The 18,552-nt window shown below is 36.8% G+C and carries 18 protein-coding genes; 11 read left to right on the top strand and 7 right to left on the bottom strand.

From position 1 onward, the window contains the following. Nucleotides 1–183: 183 nt before the first annotated feature. Entirely contained in the window at nt 184–834 is a 651-nt protein-coding gene (locus H5T45_03150; GenBank protein MBC7128711.1) for a hypothetical protein, read from the top strand. Beyond that, nucleotides 831–1,448 (top strand): response regulator, encoded by a 618-nt coding sequence (locus tag H5T45_03145; protein ID MBC7128710.1) that lies wholly within the window; start codon nt 831–833, stop codon nt 1,446–1,448. Before H5T45_03150 ends, H5T45_03145 begins: the two co-directional genes overlap by 4 nt. Here H5T45_03145 and H5T45_03140 read toward each other — a convergent pair. The 4 genes from H5T45_03140 to H5T45_03125 are packed head-to-tail and all read right to left on the bottom strand — an operon-like array spanning nt 1,419 to nt 5,256. Next, on the bottom strand, nt 1,419–2,048 hold the full coding sequence (locus tag H5T45_03140; protein MBC7128709.1) for a prepilin peptidase: 630 nt from the start codon (nt 2,046–2,048) through the stop codon (nt 1,419–1,421). The two genes, H5T45_03145 and H5T45_03140, sit on opposite strands and share 30 nt — an antisense overlap. Further along, entirely contained in the window at nt 2,045–4,342 is a 2,298-nt protein-coding gene (locus H5T45_03135; GenBank protein MBC7128708.1) for a PKD domain-containing protein, read from the bottom strand. The genes H5T45_03140 and H5T45_03135 overlap by 4 nt, the downstream gene beginning before the upstream one ends. A 54-nt stretch (nt 4,343–4,396) precedes the next feature. Beyond that, nucleotides 4,397–5,092 carry an ATP/GTP-binding protein gene (locus tag H5T45_03130; protein ID MBC7128707.1) on the bottom strand — a complete coding sequence of 232 codons (696 nt, stop codon included), beginning with the start codon at nt 5,090–5,092 and terminating at the stop codon, nt 4,397–4,399. Further along, nucleotides 5,092–5,256 (bottom strand): preprotein translocase subunit Sec61beta, encoded by a 165-nt coding sequence (locus H5T45_03125; GenBank protein ID MBC7128706.1) that lies wholly within the window; start codon nt 5,254–5,256, stop codon nt 5,092–5,094. The genes H5T45_03130 and H5T45_03125 overlap by 1 nt, the downstream gene beginning before the upstream one ends. 64 nt (nt 5,257–5,320) lie before the next feature. Here H5T45_03125 and H5T45_03120 point away from each other — a divergent pair, with 64 nt between their 5' ends. The 7 genes from H5T45_03120 to H5T45_03090 are packed head-to-tail and all read left to right on the top strand — an operon-like array spanning nt 5,321 to nt 10,074. Next, nucleotides 5,321–6,562 carry a hydroxymethylglutaryl-CoA reductase, degradative gene (locus H5T45_03120; protein ID MBC7128705.1) on the top strand — a complete coding sequence of 414 codons (1,242 nt, stop codon included), beginning with the start codon at nt 5,321–5,323 and terminating at the stop codon, nt 6,560–6,562. 33 nt (nt 6,563–6,595) lie between these two features. Further along, the gene (locus H5T45_03115) at nt 6,596–6,874 is read left to right on the top strand and encodes a 50S ribosomal protein L44e (GenBank protein ID MBC7128704.1); all 279 of its coding nucleotides are present in this window, start codon (nt 6,596–6,598) and stop codon (nt 6,872–6,874) included. 2 nt (nt 6,875–6,876) lie between these two features. Continuing rightward, a complete protein-coding gene (locus H5T45_03110; protein MBC7128703.1) occupies nt 6,877–7,062 on the top strand; it encodes a 30S ribosomal protein S27e in 186 nt (61 codons plus the stop codon). Next, nucleotides 7,043–7,816: a translation initiation factor IF-2 subunit alpha gene (locus H5T45_03105; GenBank protein MBC7128702.1), complete on the top strand. Its 774-nt coding sequence runs from the start codon at nt 7,043–7,045 to the stop codon at nt 7,814–7,816. Before H5T45_03110 ends, H5T45_03105 begins: the two co-directional genes overlap by 20 nt. Next, nucleotides 7,813–7,974, top strand: a complete 162-nt coding sequence (locus tag H5T45_03100; protein ID MBC7128701.1) for an RNA-protein complex protein Nop10 — start codon at nt 7,813–7,815, stop codon at nt 7,972–7,974. Before H5T45_03105 ends, H5T45_03100 begins: the two co-directional genes overlap by 4 nt. Beyond that, complete coding sequence (locus tag H5T45_03095) at nt 7,958–8,728, top strand: proteasome assembly chaperone family protein (protein MBC7128700.1); 771 nt, start codon at nt 7,958–7,960, stop codon at nt 8,726–8,728. The genes H5T45_03100 and H5T45_03095 overlap by 17 nt, the downstream gene beginning before the upstream one ends. Beyond that, complete coding sequence (locus H5T45_03090) at nt 8,728–10,074, top strand: ATP-binding protein (GenBank protein MBC7128699.1); 1,347 nt, start codon at nt 8,728–8,730, stop codon at nt 10,072–10,074. Before H5T45_03095 ends, H5T45_03090 begins: the two co-directional genes overlap by 1 nt. On the opposite strand, the gene H5T45_03085 is transcribed toward H5T45_03090, so the two are convergent. Together H5T45_03085 and H5T45_03080 are read right to left on the bottom strand one after the other, a co-directional pair. Beyond that, nucleotides 10,075–11,385 (bottom strand): bifunctional hydroxymethylpyrimidine kinase/phosphomethylpyrimidine kinase, encoded by a 1,311-nt coding sequence (locus H5T45_03085; protein ID MBC7128698.1) that lies wholly within the window; start codon nt 11,383–11,385, stop codon nt 10,075–10,077. Between the two features lie 51 nt (nt 11,386–11,436). Beyond that, a complete protein-coding gene (locus tag H5T45_03080) occupies nt 11,437–13,107 on the bottom strand; it encodes a hypothetical protein (GenBank protein ID MBC7128697.1) in 1,671 nt (556 codons plus the stop codon). A 113-nt stretch (nt 13,108–13,220) separates the two neighbouring features. On the opposite strand from H5T45_03080, the gene H5T45_03075 reads away from it, so the two are divergent. Further along, complete coding sequence (locus tag H5T45_03075) at nt 13,221–13,577, top strand: nucleotidyltransferase domain-containing protein (protein MBC7128696.1); 357 nt, start codon at nt 13,221–13,223, stop codon at nt 13,575–13,577. Beyond that, on the top strand, nt 13,574–13,957 hold the full coding sequence (locus tag H5T45_03070; protein MBC7128695.1) for a DUF86 domain-containing protein: 384 nt from the start codon (nt 13,574–13,576) through the stop codon (nt 13,955–13,957). The genes H5T45_03075 and H5T45_03070 overlap by 4 nt, the downstream gene beginning before the upstream one ends. 57 nt (nt 13,958–14,014) lie before the next feature. Here H5T45_03070 and H5T45_03065 read toward each other — a convergent pair whose 3' ends face one another. Continuing rightward, entirely contained in the window at nt 14,015–18,508 is a 4,494-nt protein-coding gene (locus H5T45_03065) for an immune inhibitor A (GenBank protein ID MBC7128694.1), read from the bottom strand. Between the last annotated feature and the right edge of the window lie 44 nt (nt 18,509–18,552).

The raw sequence follows: 18,552 nt of genomic DNA, 5'->3' as shown, positions 1-18,552 counted from the left end.
AATCGATCATGCATTTTTACGGAATAACAACCGCAAAACACAAACTATTTTGTTGAAAAATTTGTTATTGCTGAGCTCTCACAATAACAAAATACAGATTTAAAAACGGTAAATCTGTATCTGCCGTTAACAGCACCCGAATAAAAGCAGAAGAAATATATATTTTAAAAATATTTATTTGAGATGCCAGAAGAATTGTTTTTGAACCCGAATGAGCCAAATCCGAATTTCATGGTTTATAAGGATGAAGCAAGAAAAATCATATTAAAGGCATTGGGGAGTAAAAGCAGTTGTTTCTGGCTCCTTGGTAAAACAGGAATTGGAAAAACAACTTTTCTGCTATGGATAAATCAATTTGCCCCGCTATACAAGGTAAAGGCAATATATTTTCATGGAGGAGAAATAAACTTTGAAAGTTTTAAAGAAAAGATAGAGAAGGAAACTAGGGCATCGTTTTTTTCAAGACTATTCTACAGAAGGAAATATTCTGAAAGACCCACGATAGTAATGATAGATGAAGTTGAATATGTTAAAGATGAAAATATTTTTAAATATTTGCTAAGCAAACTGGATGAAGGGTTAAATCTATCAATAATATTTTCATCCGTGGAATTTATCGATGGAATTAGGGATTATCTAAAGGAAAGAGAAATAGAAAAAATTTTCCTCGAAATGCCTCCTATGGATGTAATGATGGAAATGGTAAGAAAGAGGATAGAGGCGGGCGGGGGCGAGGAGTTCCAGCCTTTCGGGAAACAGCTTGTGAAGGATATAATAGAATCGTCCAGCACTATAAGGGAGGTGCTTGTAAAGCTTCAGGAGGCGCTCAAATGAGGAAAATACTTGTTGTTGATGATGAAAAGGAGATTGTTGAGCTTGTAGAAAATATGCTCAGAGAAAAATACAGGATAATAAAAGCATATAGCGGAAAGGAGTGCATTGAAAAAGCAAGAAAGGAAAAACCTGATTTAATTCTTCTTGATATAATGATGCCTGAGATGGACGGATGGGAAACACTAAAAAAATTAAAGGAGGATGAAAAATTAAAAGATATACCAGTTTCAATGCTCACCGCCCTTCCTCTCACCCCCTTGGATACAAAAGATAAGCCAATAGATAAAATAGAAAATTATATAGTTAAGCCATTTACAAAAAAAATATTGCAAAAAAAAATAGAGGATATTTTCAAAAAGGAAAAGGAAGCGGAAGAGATTTATGAGGAATTGAAAAATAAGGTTGGAGAGGAAATTGCAGAGGAATATTTAAAGATAGTTAAATCAATAAACAGGCATACGAGGCTAATTGAAGTTATTATTGACTGTGCGACTGAGGAATTTAAACAATCATTAAAGAATGTTGTTACAAGCCAGAAAAGATTTATTAATGCAATGAAAAAAAGGGCTGAGGAGATAGAGAGGTTACTCAAAGAAAGAAAAGATGGCGAATAGAAAATTTCCAAATATAAATGCGGTTATATAACCAAAAAATATAAATAGAAGGAATGGTAGTTGTGGCGTAACCCATATTTTCCTGTCGCCGTAAGAAGATAAATCGACATCTTTCTGGGGGCTTATACTTTTTTTACCATCTTTTTCCATTGCCCATACAAAACTATTTTTTGCAATGCTTGCTTTAGTTTTATATCCAAAAAAGCAGTAAGGAAATTCAAGATTTTTCCTGTAAGCATTATATGCAAAGAAAATCAGTGGGAGAGGTAAAACAAGAAAGAGAGAATTTATAAGCACACTAACTGGAAAAATGAAAAAAATATCATCTGAGAGAGGGCGGAGAAGTGATATAGCCCAGATTGCTTTTACATCCGCTCCTCCCATGCCAGAAAAATATAGCAATATTCCAATTAAAAATGAAAGGGAGAGTGATATAATAATCTTAAAAAAATCATCTGGTTTATATGAAAATAGAAAAATAATTCCAAGAAGTGCCATTAAAATCCACAAAAAATTGCTTGCTTCCCTTGTTTTTATGTCTGTATATGAAGCATAGGCAAGCACTGCAAATCCTATAAAAAACCTCGCTACCTCTATCATTTCTTTCTTCTTATAAGTATAATGGCAATTATTGCAAGTATAAATGCAAAAAGCTCAAAGGAAGGTGTCTTCTCAGATAAATTAACAGAAACAATTGCTTCATTGCTTCCAACATCAATATCATTTTCTATATCTTTTCCAATCAATTTTATCTTTATCTTTCCTTTTTCATTTGCAATAACTTTTATTTCAATCTCTTTTGTATCACCAGCAGAAATGTTAAAGTTATTTATTTGTGGATTTACCTCAATATCTCCCTCAATTTCAAAAGAAAAGTTCAAGTAAAATAGAGATTGATTGATGGAGGAAATATTGATTTTGAAGGATTTTTCTTTATTCTTCTCGCATGAAATTTCATCTGGAGCAACAATTGTTAACTCAGGCAAACCACCTACAACTATAACCCTTGAATATGATGATTGATATCCTTCATCATCTTCAACTATGAGTGTAACCTTATATTCGCCGTCTTTATACCATGCATGCTGCACATACGGCTGAGTTGTTGTCATATTTGTTTCATCTCCAAAATCCCATATATATTTGACAATGGTGCCGTTATCATAACTCCCACTTCCATCAATTAATACGAATTCTCCCTTTCCTGCTTTTTCTTTAATTGTAAAAATTGCAAAGGGTGGAGAAGCGCCACTCTCGCCCACCATAATTAATTTTGAAATTCTCTTTTCACCCCTGTCATTATCCAATACTGTTAAATTGACTGTATAATTTCCTTTGCTGTTATAGGCATGTATAACTTCTTTTCCATAAGCAATGCTTCCATCTCCAAAATTCCAGGTATAATTAACTATGTAGCCATCCAAATCATAGCTTGAAGAAGCATTAAAGGTAATATTTACTTTTTCCACAGGATTTTTTGGGTTCCAATCGAAATCTGCAAAAGGAAGGGCATTTGAGATATAAATTTCTTTTGTTACATTCGCCTCTCCGCCTGCGCCTCTAATCCTCAAAGTTACATAAAATCTTCCAGTTGTGCTGTATTTATGTTTTGGATTTTTTTCATAACTAAAACTTCCATCACCGAAGTCCCATTCCCATGAATTTATACCCCCAGTAGATGCATCATAAAAATTCACCATATCCGCTCTTGTTGGATTTGTTGGAAGCCATCTGAAATCAGCCTTTAAGGGCTGGGATGGCTCTCCCAATTTTCCCTCCCATATGAAATTTCCATCGGATGAATATTTTCTTATACATGGAATTTCATTTCCTCCCTGCAATTTATAACCAACCGCATATACATTTCCTTCATTATCAATTGCAACTCTTTTTATCTCTCCCTCTATATCCTTTAAATCCCATAATTTTGAATTCTGGCTGTATTTTGCAATATACCATTTCTTTTGAATATTCTCTGTTGTTGTATAACCCCCTATAACAAAATTGCTTCCATCTGATGAAATTGCAAGTGCGTCATCCTTCTTGCTTCCTCCTTCAGAAAACTCTTTTTTCTTATTTCCATTGCTATCATAAATAATTGTTAATATATCGTCATTCTTGCTTCCAGTAACAGCAAAGCTTCCATCATTGAAAATCGCAACATCCGAAGCAGAACATATTCCGATTTCATAATATATGGTTGAAGTCAGAACCAAATCCTTATTATAGATAACCGCACAATATTTACTCTGCTCCTCCCCTTTCTGCACAGTTCCAGCAACAATAACTTTATTTCCTTTAATATCTATACCAAAAGCTGCATCCATTTCCTCATCATATTTATCCTGCCTGATTATATTTCCATCTCCCCCAATTTTTATTGTCCAGAAATCAATATTTGATAGACTTTGATTTCCAATATTGAGATAAAGAGTCATTCCAGTTGCATAAACATTATTATCTTCATCTATCGCCATATCCATTAAAAAATCAGCAAATCCATTATTATATGTCTTATTCCATATTTCATTTCCATTCTTATCATATTTAACAATTAAGTAATCAGTTGATGGAATTTCAATTCCCGCAACCCCTCCTCCAGCCACCGCCCCCGCATAAATGTTTCCGCTGGCATCCACAACAACCGCCTTTCCGATATTTTGTGAATATGTGCTGAATTTCTTGCTCCAAATTAAGTATCCATTCTGGCTGTCGTATTTTTCAACGGTCATTACATATTTCTCATTCTCGAGCAAATAGCCGACAGTAATTATGTTTCCATCACTTGCAAATGCAACTCCAGAAATTTCCCCGCCATTAGCATTTGCCCTCCCCTGTATGGTGAATAAGGAAACAAGCAAAATTCCTGCAATGCATATTGCTGTTTTCTTCATGCTGAGAGAAATGTTTTTTTATTTATAAAATGTATGGTTCAATCATAAAATAAATTATAACTCGCCGCATGAACATTGGACTTCATGAATTGCATCATATAATTCTTTTATTCCTTCTCCAGTTTTTACAGAAGTAAAAATTGGACGGGAATAAATGCTTGTATATTCTATATAATCAATCAATCCAGAGGCAAGAGAAACAACTGCATCTCCTTTTTTTGTCTCATTTTTCAAATATTTTCTATCAAAAAATTTTTTTATTCGCTTGGCATCAACCATATCAATTTTATTTATGATGGTTATTGATGGAACTGAAAGGCGCAAATTTATAATCGCATTTAAAGCAAGCATTGCAAGATAATTTTCAATTGAAAGAACTTCATTTGCATCAACAACAAAAACAGATGAAACAATGTCATTTTCAGATGCTTTCTTAACTATTTTTATTCCATAGTCATGATATAGAAAAATATCAAGTTGCCCCGGTGTGTCCACAATTTTAATTTTACTTTTATCTTTTACAAACCATTCATCCATGTTGCTTATTATTTCCATACTCTTTAAAAGAGCCCCGTTTATTCCAAGAGAATAATTTTTTTGAATTTCCTCTACTTTGACCCATTTCCTTATATCAACATCCGCATTGCAGGGTGTTGCGGCATCAAGATTTATTAAAATCCCGTATCCAGAAAGGCTTTTTGCTATGCTTGTTTTGCCTGCGCCTGCTGGACCGAGAATGAAAACATACATTAGACGGGAAAGAGATGCTTAACTATCACAACAACAGCAACGGTAAGAATTGAAAAAACAACTATGAATCTTGGATCAATTTTTAAACCAGTTTTTTCTTCCTCAAAGTATCTCACCAAGCCAGCAGCAGACTGGAAGCCGCTCCTTTTCTTTGCCATATTCAGATAAATAAAAGGTAGATATAAAATTGTCGGTTAATTATTTATACCGAAATAAAATTGTTTTTTTATGAAATCGTCCCGCATATCTGGGTTTTATAAAATGGGTATGGAAGAAAGAGTTAAAATTGTTAAGGAATTTGCAGGGCTTACTGAAGAAGAGGCAAATCAGCTAATTTCTTTCAATGCTCTTCCAAAGGATATAGCAAACAGAATGATTGAAAATGCGGTTGGATGCATGCAAATTCCTCTGGGGATTGCAACAAATTTTATAATAAATGGAAAAGAAATGCTAATTCCAATGGCTATTGAAGAAACATCTGTTGTTGCTGCTGCTTCAAATGCTGCGAGGATGGCGCGCCCTGAGGGATTTAAAGCGAAAGCAAGCAAGCCAGTAATGATAGGTCAGATACAGATTTTGAATCCCTGCAGGGATGCTGTGGAGAAAATAATGGAAAGGAAGGAAGATATAATAGAGCTTGCAAATGCTCAGGATAAAGTGCTTGTTGAATTCGGAGGAGGTGCAAGGGATGTTGAGGTTAGATGGCTGAGCAATGATATGCTTGTTGTTCATCTGCTTGTTGATGTTAGGGATGCAATGGGAGCAAATGCTGTAAATACGATGGCTGAAGCAACCGCCCCTCTAATTGAGAAAATAAGCGGTGGAAAGGCACTGCTTAGAATAATATCAAACCTTGCTGTCTATAGGCTTGCTGAAGCAGAAGTAACTTATAAAAAAGAGGAAATAGGAGATGCAATTGATAAAGTTTTGAAGGCATACGAGTTTGCATATCTCGATCCTTTCAGGGCTGCAACACACAATAAAGGAGTAATGAACGGGATAGATGCGGTTGCAATAGCAACAGGAAATGACTGGCGGGCAATAGAGGCGGGGGCGCATGCGTATGCATGCATGCAGGGATATAAACCACTAACAATATGGGAGAAAAATGAAAATGGAGACCTGCATGGAAGAATAAAGCTTCCGCTTGCAGTTGGAACAGTTGGAGGGGCAACAAAAGTACATCCTATGGCAAAAATATGTCTTAAGATAATGGGTATAAAAACAGCAAAGGAGCTTGCGGAAGTAATGGCGGCTGTTGGGCTGGCTCAGAATTTTGCGGCAATTTATGCTCTTTCAACGAAAGGAATACAGGCGGGGCATATGAAACTTCATGCCCAGAATATAGCGATAATGGCTGGAGCAAAAGGAGAGGAAATAGATATTGTTGCAAAAAGGATGGTGGAGGAAGGAAAAATAAGGATGGATAGGGCAAAGGAAATTATTGAGGAGATAAGGAAAGGAATATAAACATTTTTATATATTATTTCCTATTACACCATCATGATTAGACCTGCAATAATAAAGACATACTGCCCCTACTGCAAACATCATACAGAGCATGCTATAGAAAGAGTTAAGAAAAAGAAAGCATCTGAGTTAAAATGGGGGCAGAGAAGATTCAGAAGAGTTACAGCGGGTTACAGGGGCTATCCCCGCCCGAAGCCAGAGGGAAGGGAAAAGCCAACAAAAAGAGTTCATCTCCGCTACAGATGTAAGGAATGCGGAAAAGCTCACCAGAAAAAAGGCATAAGGGCTAAAAAATTTGAAATAAAGAGGTGAATATGCCATCCAGCTTTTATAAAGTTAGGTGTAAGGACTGTGGTAATGTGCAGATAGTATTCAGCAAGGCGAGCATGAATGTGCAGTGCCAGGTTTGCGGGAGCATATTAGCAACACCTACTGGAGGAAAAGCTAAAGTGAAGGGTGAAATAGTAGCGGAGCTAAAATATGGCAAAGGATTTACCTGAAAAAGGGGATTTGGTTATATGTACGGTAACGCAGGCAAAAGGATTTGGAGCTTTTGTAAAGCTTGAGGAATATCCTGATAAGAAGGGTTTTTTGCATATAAAAGAAGTGGCTTCTGGATGGGTTAAAAATATAAGAGAATATGTAAGGGAAGGGCAAAGGATAGTCTGCAGGGTAATGAATGTTGATTCTTCTAAGGGGTATGTTGATTTATCATTGAAAAGAGTTACAGAACATCAAAAAAAGGAAAAAATAGAGCAATGGAAAAATGAGCAGAAGGCAAAAAAATTGCTTGAGATAGTTGCGGATAAAATAGGTAAAAATTTCGATGAATTATATGTGGAGGTTGAGGAAAAATTGCTGAAGAAGTATAATACACTCTATAAAGCTTTTGAAGACGCAGTTAAAAACGAAAAGAAGTTCAGAAAAGAGTTCGATGAATACTGGGTTGATGCATTTATAGAAATTGCAAAACAAAACATAATAATTCCTTTTATTGAAATAAATGGATATGTTGAACTGACATGCCCTGCCAGTGATGGAATAAAACATATCAAAAAAGCCCTTGAAAAAATAGAGGAGGAAAATGAGCTGAAAATTAGAGTAAAGTATATATCCGCCCCGCTATATAGAATTGAAGTTGTCGCACCTGAATACAAAATTGCAGAAAAAAAATTGAAGGAAAATGTAAATAAAGCAATTGAATACATAAAAAAACATAAAGGGGATGGAAAATTCATAAGGGAAATGAAATGAAATACTGCCAGAAATGCAATAGATATACCCTTAAAAAATACTGTCCAGTTTGCAATTCAGAGACGCAAAAAAAGGAGCCGCCCCGCTTCTCCCCCCAGGATAGATATGGAAAATACAGGAGAATGTTAAAGGAGGAAAAATATGGCAAAAAAATTTGAGGAAGTAAAAGTAATATACCTGGAAAAACCTCAGCTAAAGAATCCTATACTGATTGAGGGTTTGCCAGGAATAGGAAATGTTGGAAAAATAGCGGCGGAGCATCTCATAGAGGAAATAAAGGCAAAGAAGTTTGCGGAGCTATACTCTACAGATTTTCCACCGCAGGTTATAATTGGCTCAAATGGAGTGGTAAGGCTTGTAAAAAATGAATTCTTTTACTGGAAAGGAAAAATAGATTTAATTATTCTTACAGGTGATTATCAGGCGCTCTCGCCTCGCGGGCAGTATATGCTTGCGGAAAAAATAATTGATGTGGCGGAGGAATTTGGGGTTAAAATGATTTTTACGCTTGGGGGGTATGGGCTCGGCATGGAAGTGGAGCGCCCCCGCGTAACTGGGGCTGCAACAGACATTGAGATTGTTGAAGAGCTTAAGAAGCATGGAGTTATATTTAAAGATGAGGAGGGGGGAGGGATAGTGGGTGCTTCTGGCTTGCTTCTTGGACTTGGAAAAATGAGGGGGATGAAAGGAGCGTGTCTTATGGGAGAGACATCTGGATATATTGTTGACCCGAATTCTGCGAGAGAGGTTGCAAGTGTCCTTACAAAAATTCTTGGATTGAAAATAAGTCTTGCAAGTCTGGATAAGAAGGCTGATGAATTAAAAAAGATTACTGAAAGAATAAAGAGTATTGAGAAGTCGATGATTGAGAAGGAGAAGGGTGAAAGGGAAGATTTGAGGTATATAGGATAATGGAGGAAATTGGTGAAATAGTAGAGGGCACTACTTCCTATTTTATATTTAAAGCAATTAAAGAAATAAAGAAGCTTGATTATGTTTGTGTTTTCCATGAGAATAAAATTTTGTCACAGATATGGGAAATTTTTAATAGAAGCGATGGGACATTTGCAAAAGCAAATATAATTGGCTCAACCGAAGAGAGGTATATGGTAAGAACTCCTTTCAGCGTGGGTGAAAAGGTTTATAGGGCGGATGAAGAAACAATAAAAAAAATAATTGGAATAGAAAATGAAGGAATTTATATAGGAATTCTTAAGGACATGAATATTAAGGTTTTTCTTTCTCCAGAAACACTTATTCAGAAGCATATATGCATACTTGCAAAAAGTGGAAGTGGAAAAAGCTATACAATGGGAGTGATTATAGAAGAATTTATAAAAAAAGGGGATGCTATTCTGATAATAGACCCACACGGAGAATATACTTCCCTGCGCCATCCAAATTTTGAGGAAATAAATGCGATGAGTAAATTTGAAGTTAGCCCAAAAAGCTATGCAAAAAATGTTTTTGAATATTCTCCTGTATGCAGTAACAACAGGGAAGCAATTCCTCTTCTGCTTGATGAGGTAAATTTATCATTTCAGGATTTGCTTTATTTATTTCCAGAAGCAACTCAAATCCAAAAAGGATTGCTATATGAAGCATGGAAAAATGCAAGCGAAAAAAGAATATATACAATGGAGGACATTCTCGAAGAAATAAAGGAGGCAAAAAGCAGTGCAAAATGGGGACTGATAAATCAAATGGAGCAGATAATGGCGATGGGCATTTTCTCAAAATACTACACTCCATTAGATGAAATTGTAAAAAAGGGGAAATGTTCTATAATAAATATGAGGGGTGTGCCTCCTTATATTCAGGAAATGCTTGTTTCAATATTGCTAACAAGAATATTTGAAGAAAGAAAAAATAATTCAATTCCTCCATTGCTTGTAGTTATTGAAGAAGCCCATAGGTATTGCCCAGAAAGGGGGCAGGGGAAAAGCATCGCAAGCAGTATAATAAAAAATATAGCTTCAGAAGGAAGAAAATTTGGCATTGGACTTGCTATTTTAACACAGCGCCCCGCAAGAATAGATAAAAATGTTATTTCCCAATGCAATACCCATATAATACTTAAAACAACAAATCCAAATGACCTTAAAGCAATAACATCAAGTGTTGAAGGACTTGATTCCTCTTCTTCAAATGAAATTCAAACGCTTCCCATAGGTGTGGCGATTGTCGCCGGCATGCCCCTTGCCTGCCCCATATTTGTTGAGATAAGGACAAGGGAAACAAGACACGGAGGAAAGTGATTAGATTATTTTCCTTAATTTTTCAATAACTTCTTTCGGGTTTTTTCCTAAAATCGTTATCATTGCTTCCTTTCCAATATCTCCTTTATGAAAAATTAAATCTGGCACTTTTCCAGCTTTTTTTATTGCAATTTCAGTTCCCCATGAAATGCTTTTTCCTTCCTTATTTTTTATTTCTTCTGGCTCCTCCCGCCTGTCATATGAAGATACATTTTGAATTTTTTTTGCCTTCCTGACTAAATTTTCATCATATTTCAGATTTATTGCACATCTTATATTTTCATCATATTCTATTGCCTTCATTATTGCTTTTGCAAGATGCCTTGATGCACCAAATTTTATTTCGCCAGCCCTCAGTTTTTTTCCTGCTTTTATTATTCTTCCTTCAACAGCAAGAATATCTTTTTCATCTTTCAAAAAAATTTTTGGCAGTGCATATGCAAAATTTGTTCCAACTTCGGGAATTAAATCATAAATTTTTTCCTTTAAAAGTTCATTCAACCAAAAATTTAATTCTTCATAAGCTCTCCATCTTTCCGCATCTTTAGCAATCCATGAAATCTGATTAACTGGACATATCTTTCCAGCTTTATCCCCATACTTTATTGCTGTTTCTATAAAATTCTTTGCTATTCTTACGCTTTCTCTAAGTTCAATTCCCTTTGCAAGATTTGCAGTAATTGCTGCTGAAAAACTGCAACCTGTGCCATGCCCACACCCCTCTATATTTCTTCCCCTGTATTCAAAAATTTTTCCTTCATGGTAAAGATAATCTGTTTTATTCGGGAAATGCCCTCCCTTTATCAAAATTGAATTTGCTCCCTTTTTCTTCAAAATTTTTATAGCTTTTTCTACATCTTTTTTACTTTTTATTTTTATTCCGCTCATCTTCTCCGCTTCATACCTGTTGGGAGTGATAAGATATGAGATGGGAAAAATAAAATCTATGAAGTCATCTATTGCATCTTCTCTAAGCAGTTCGTAACCGCTTTTTGAAAGAATAACAGGGTCTGCAACCAGAGGAAAATCATATTTTGAAAGAACATCTGCAACCGCCTTTATTATCTCGCTTTTCCTGAGCATTCCAGTTTTTGCTGAATTTATTTTTAAATCATTAGCAAGGGTTTCAATCTGCTTTTTTATAAGCGATGGTGGCAAATCATAAATTTCCTCTATTTTTGAGGCTTGAACTGTTATTCCAGTTACAGCACAAACCCCATGAACATAAAAAACTGAAAATGTTTTCAAATCAGCCTGCAAGCCAGCTCCTCCACCACTATCACTTCCCGCAACTGTTAATGCAACTCGCATAATATTAAACAAAAAAGATATAAATATTTTTAAATAAAAAAGGGGAAGAGGTTAGCTCACGCCCAGCACAAACGGGCCGAGCACGAAGCCACTTGCGGTAGCTGAAGCTTCTCCTGCCCTCGCTTTTATATTCACTTTTCCAATTCCGAGCACAAGCCCAGTGCTTACTGTTGTGCTTGTTCCTGGTTGAATTTCTGAAATTGTTCCTTCCTTGTGCTTTCCAAGCAAAACAAGTCCTCCTTCTAAATCAATGCTCCATGCAACATTTTTAGCTGGTGCATTTCCAATATTTGCTATTGTTACTTTTGCCCCAAATCCACCTGAAATACTCTGAATGCCCACTATCGGGAATGCTCCAACAGTATCGAAGAATAAATCATAATTTCCGTTTCTGTTGTCCATCCATATTGCACCCGCTTTACACATATCTGCGGTATCATATTCCTCTGCAACGCTTCCATCAACATCATTAATCTTTGTTGGCTGTGACCATGTTGCTCCTCCATCCTCAGTTTGTGTATAGTAGAGATTTCCATTCTTTACAAATATACATATTGCGGAATTTTCTCCGATATGCATCACTCTTGGATACATTTCATTATCCCCTGTATTTGCTATCATAACTTTATTTACTGTCTGAAGTCCATCTGTAGAATAGTAGCATGTTATATCCTGGCTACCATATTCGTCTGTTTGCGAAACAATTATTATATTGTTATTGTATGCAGAAATATCTATGTTCATGTCATTTATTCCTGTTGTATTTATGAAACCACCTCCAACATCAGGATGAATTGGATACCCCTGATACTCATCCCATTTTCCAAAGTCAAATATATAGAAGAATATGTCAAGAACACCAGTTTCAGCATTTAAGTAATTCCATACTGGATAGGCAAGATGTGTTACTGGGTCAATATCAAATGCTGTTGATTGTCCATTTTCAATTTTGAAGGGGTCATCTGCGCTGCTGAAATAATAGAACCATGCAACTCCTGCTTCAGTGCATTGATATGAAAACATAGGTGTTTTGGTTAATCTTTCTCCTCCACGACCATGCTCTCCGAGCATTGATATACCACCATATGCCCAGTTCTCAAGAGCATTATCACATGCTATATCAACATCAACAAAGCCATAATATCCCGCTCCCAAATCATTAACTGTCCAGTATACAGCAGTATATGTATCAAAGTTTGTTGGGTCCTCACATGATAGTAGATAAAGGGCTCCACCATCCGCATCATACGGGCTTGGAACCATTGTTCCGAAAAATCTTGTTCCTCCCCAGTAGTCAAGAGATGGTCTTTCTGGCGGGCTTTCTATGTTCCAGGCAACAGCATTTTCAGCCCATGTAGCTCCTCCTTCTGTTCCATAAGTAAACCATACATTATACTCGCCTGTTTGCCTTAAATCGCCTTCAAATGCAAGCCATATATTTCCAACTCCATCGCTTGCAATTGCTGGATGTGATTCATCTGTCTCGCCCGCAGTCACAGGTATATCAGCAAGTGGCAGTGGAATAATTTTCTTTTCCAATGTTTTTAATTCAGTGCAAAGCTCCTTATTTGCTGTTATCGTTGCCCTATCTACCGTTATTTTTTCTGATTCGTTGATTTTTATTGAGCCATTGTTTTTTGCCCCGCTTACAAAAATCGCTCCAGCAACCACTATTGTTGCCAGAAGTGTTGCCAACATTTTTTTTCCTTTCATTTTTATCATGCCTCCAAAAGTAAATTAATAAGGTATAAATAAATTTTTTGATGAAAGATTATGTAAATGAATAAAGTTTTCATCAAAAATAAAAGGTATGCTTATAAACTTGTTTGGTATATATAAGCGTGGAAGGAATTGAAAAAATTGTTGAGGATTTAAAAAATTATAAAGAAGTTATAGCAATAATCCTCTTTGGCTCATATGCAAAAGGTAAAGAAAAACCAATTTCTGATATAGATATTGCTGTAATAGCAGATGGCTTAGAAGAAGAAATAAGCTGCCTTTCCTCTCGCCTCATAGAAGTTGTGCCATTTTTTAGATTGCCATTATATATTCAATTTGAAGTTTTAAAATATGGAAAAGTGCTATATGTTGGAAATGAGGGAAAATTTGCTGAAGTAAAGAAAAAAGTTCTAAGAGATTATTTAGAAATGGCTCCTTCATATGAAAGAATGAAAAGGATGATATTGGAATGAGAATCGCATCAATTTTATCAAGGATTGAAAGACACAGGAAAAAGGCGGAGGAGCTTTCAAAAATGGATTTATCTAACTATTTAGTTTTCAATTCTCTTGCAATGGAATGCTTTCAAGCAGTTAATTCTGCGATAGAGCTTGGCGAAACAATAGTTTCTGAGAAAAATCTTGGTTTCCCTTCAAGCTATAAAGAAACATTTGAATTTCTTTATAAAGAGAAGATGATAAGTAAAAACACATTTGAATGCATCAAAAAACTAATATTTTTAAGGAATTTAATTGCTCATGAATATTATACAATAAGTGAAGAGGAATTGAAAGAAATGGCAAAACTTCTTTCATGCCTTGATGAAGTTATTGAAATTGGAAAAAATTTATAAAATTTATAAAAACCCAAAATTTTTAAAAATTATAAAAAAAGGGAAAGAGGGTTGGCTTTATAGCCAGTGTGTAAAGCTTAGTGTCTGGTCAGCTGCTTTATTGCATGCTTCGTCGTATGCTGAAACTGTCAATGTATACTTTGTTGGCATCAAGTCGAACTTGTGCCACCATATCTTGTATGGTGCGCTTGCATCATCATAGGAGTAGCCATTTATGTTAAATGTTACATAGTCAATTCCGCTCATTGCATCGCTTGCAGTTGCTTCAAAGTTGATTCCTCCGATGATTACTGTTCCACCGAGTGGGTTCTTGAAGAGTTGTCTTCCCATCAAGTAGATGTATCCTGCCTGTGGGGCTGTTATTGTAACTGTTGGTGCTGTCTTATCTATCTTGAAGCTCACTGTTCCAACTGGTGATGTGTTTCCAACTTCATCTTCTGCATAGTAATCAATTGTGTGGCTTCCATCAACATCAACTGTGAATGGTGCAGTGTATACTTTCCAGGTTCCGCCATCAATGCGGTAGTATATCTTTGCTACCTTTACATTATCTGTTGCTGTTAATGTTACTGTTACTCCTGTCTTATACCAGCCATTGCATCCATTTGGTGTTGCTGGGCTTAATGTTGCTGATGCTGTTGGGTTCTTATAGTCAATCTTACCCTGTATGCTTATATTGTCAATGAGCCATCCATAATCAACATTCGCATCATTGCTTATAAATCTAAATCTTATCTTTGTAAGTTCGCTTCCGCCAACATAGTCACTTATGTCAAGTTTCATGTGTCCCCAGCCACCACCGCTGTTGCCCTGCACTATGAATAGTGTCTTCCATTCGCTTCCAGTCCATATCTCAACAAGTCCATAGTCATCTGGATAGCTATCTGCAAAGCTGTAGTTCTGGTCCCACTCAAGGAATGCTTCATATGCATGTGTTAAGTCAAAGTAGAATATCAATTTCTCATCAACATTGTTGTAGTATTTGCCATATGGCCATATTGGTGCTTCTGCGTCTATCCATCCATCCCATAGTGTAAATTCTTCTTGTCCACTTGTTGTTGTATGATTTACATGGAATGCAAGCAATACATCTGACATTCCTGCAAATGCTGATAAATCAAATGTGAATAGCACCAAATTACCGCTATCGTCTCCTGGTATCTCGAATATCTGCGATGTGCTATCGCCACTTACTTCAAGCCAGTAGCTTGTTGTTGAATCATATGCAATTGCATCCAAATAGAATGTTATTGTTGCTCCTAGTGGAACCGCTGAGAAATCAACTGTATAGTTGCGATACATTTCCTGCCATTCTCCAGCATAGCCCTGTGCCCAGTATGTTCTCTCTCCCCATACTCCATACCAGTAATTCCATGAGCCATGGTCTGGACTCAATTTTGTATATGTCCATGCACCAAAGCTTATTGCGGTTCCTATTGGTGGATAGTTTCCAAATCTATACAATGTTCCAGAGCCAATTACATTTCTTGGTTCTCCGTTCCAGAATGCAACATCATCCGGACCAGGATATGGTACTCCAAACTCATCTTCTTCATGCCAGTGGCATCTTGCATAAGTTGCCATATGATACCATGCATCCGCACTGAATGTTGCATCTTCCATGTCATCGAAGAAGAATATATCTGCTCCGCTTCCAACTACAACATCATCAATGAACCATCCTTTCTCTGCTGACAATTCATCTGATACAAATCTGAAGCGGAAATGCATCTTGTCTGTGAAGAAATCTATTGGCATTACAAATGAGAAATCTGTATATTCGCTATACAATATTGTTGTTCCTGGAATTAAATCAAGTGTTTCAGTTACCCATGCTCCTCCAGTATTTCCTGTATAAGTTGCCAATCTGAACCATGTATCTCCGCAGTCATTGCTCACTTCAACATATCCATAGTCATATCCTGCTTCTATATAGTAATATGTTTCAAAGCTGATATATGCTTCTGTCAATCCTGTAAAGTCGAATGTTCTGTTTATTACAAGGACTTCATCAACTTCATTTGGATATATTCCCGTTGCCTCATCTCCATTCCACCACTTGTGGTCATCTGGGCAAATTGAGCATTCCTCTACAATATGCCAGTGATCTGGCAATCCATATGTATTGTCTTCCTGCTCCCACTTCTCCCATGTATCTGGCTCATATATTTGCTTCCATATTCTTGTTGGTGCGCCCATTTCATCATTTGTTGGATCCATATCGCAGTCAAGTTTAACTGTTGCAGTTATAATATAATCGCAGTATTCTGTTGTATTCCATTCAAAGTGCAAAACCTCGCTATGGCATGGCTCTAAATCCTCTGCTACAAGTGTATCACTCCATACTACTTCTCCCGCATAGCTCTTGTAAACAAGGATATCATCAATGTATAATCCCGCTCCGCCTCCAACTGTTGGAGCCAGCCCTGGACCACATATACCCAATGCGAATCCTCTGAAGTTTGTAAATCCATATGCCTCTGGCAATTCAAAAATGTTGTTCAATCCCAAATAGCTAACATATCCAGCAAGCAGGTTGCTAAATCTTACTTCCTGCCATCCTCCAGAGTTTCCAGTTAAATGCACGCTCCTGCCAATGAAGAAGTACCATGTGGTTCCATCTATTAAAACTGGAACCGCCATATCTGTTCCTCTGAAGTCCCATTTTGCCTTTATAACTATATCTGCATCAGCATAGTTCTTCAAATCAGCCCAATCTACCTCGCCCTCTGGAACAATCATAAATCCAGCATTTACTCCCGCTGGATAGTGTGTTGCTGTATCTCCAAAGTGCCATGAATGGAATGGGCTATAGAAATCTGCATCAACTATATTCCACAGGTTATCTCCACCCCATACTACATATGTATATCCAAGGTCTCCGCTCTCAACATCATCCTTCCACAGATTTTCTGTTATCTTGTGGCGTGCGGTTACTTCAACTGGTATATCTTCAACAAGTGTTCCATTGTTATGAACTGTTACATCTATTGGAACTATAACCCAGTTCATTTCTTCATGTGCTACTCCATCACAATATGTATTGGGCATCTGAACTGATGGTGGAACAACTATATCTGTTATTTCTCCATCGCATACATCTCCGAACCATATTGTCCAGTTGATTTCATTTCCAAGTGGGTTGCAATCTTCATAGTCAGTATAAACCTGGATATAATATGTTCCTGGCTCTTCAATTGTCCATTGAATTGGGAAGCTAAATGTTCTTGTTTCTCCCGCTTCAAAATCTTCATAACTATAGCCCTGGAATATTAATGGCTGATCACTTCCAACCTGCAATTCAATGCATACATCATCTATATACCATCCCTCAAAGTTCAGATATTCATCGCTTATCCATGTGAAGTTAATCTTTATGCTCTCTCCAATCCAAGCAGATATATCTATTGTCTCCTGCACCCATTCTCCATTTGTATCATAATATGGTCCTCCAACAATTGCGCTTGGTGGTGGCGGAACAGCTGTCTCAATACTTACTACTCCATAGTCAATTGGATTTGTTCCATCAAACTCGCCCTCACACCAGTGCCAGAATGTAAGATATGCTCCTGTTACTGGTTGTGTGTGTCCATCTACTTCTATTGTTGTTGGGATTGCAAAATAGTCATGCAAAACCAAGCTATCAAATGAATCTGCTTCATATGTATCAAGATAATCTGGCTGGCTGTGATAGCTGTGTGTTGGGCTGTAGCTTCTCTTTTCTGTCCAATACCATGATGCCTGGTCTCCATCCCAGCTGAATACATCCCATGTTAGCAGGAAGCATGTTTCCATGTCCCAGCACTTATAAACTATTGGTTCAAATGGAACTTCCTTATAGATTTGCAAGTGGAAATCCGCTCCTGTTATTGGCTCTGTTCCTCCATTTGTTACATTAACATCTATCCACTTCGGGAATGTGTTGTATCTTCCTCCATCTTCCATGCCTTCAATTCCATTTATTATTATATCTGTTGTTGGGTTCTGTGCAATTACAACATTGTCAATAAATATTGTTCTTGTTTCAGTGGCATCAACATGGAAGGTTAATGTTATTGTTGTTCCTTGATATGCGGTTAAATCAATATCTGCTGTTGCAAGAGCTGTTGCTGTAAATGTTCCCAATAAATCTGTGTCTGCAAGAACTTCAAATACTCCGCCTTCTCCCCAGTAGTCAAATTGCAGTGTCAAGGCATTGCATGTGGTGTCAATTTGTGGTAGAGCTATATCTGCTGAAAGAGTGTCATCTTCATCATCAGTTTGTCCTCCGTCTGCCCACATTGCCGCTTCTTCTGTGCCATCCCATGCCCATGCTCCATCTCCAGAATCATCTGTTGCGGTAAATGCTCCAAGGTCTGCATCAAATGTTTCCTCAAATACTATTTGAGCATTTGGTCCCTGGTAGCCTGGTGTTGGTGGAGTTGGCTCAAAAATTGCCTCTTGGCTATCAGATGGTGGTGGAACTGCTATTATTGCCATTGGTATTGTTGTTGTTATCATCGCTATCGCTACAAACACGCTTATTACCAACCTATATTTTTTTTCGGTCATTTTCTGCCTCCAGCCATATAATAGAAAAGAGTATATAAATTTTT

This window comes from Thermoplasmatales archaeon (genome assembly GCA_014361245.1).
In the GTDB taxonomy this organism is placed as follows: domain Archaea; phylum Thermoplasmatota; class E2; order UBA202; family JdFR-43; genus JACIWB01.
This window is presented reverse-complemented; position numbering and strand designations above follow the sequence as displayed.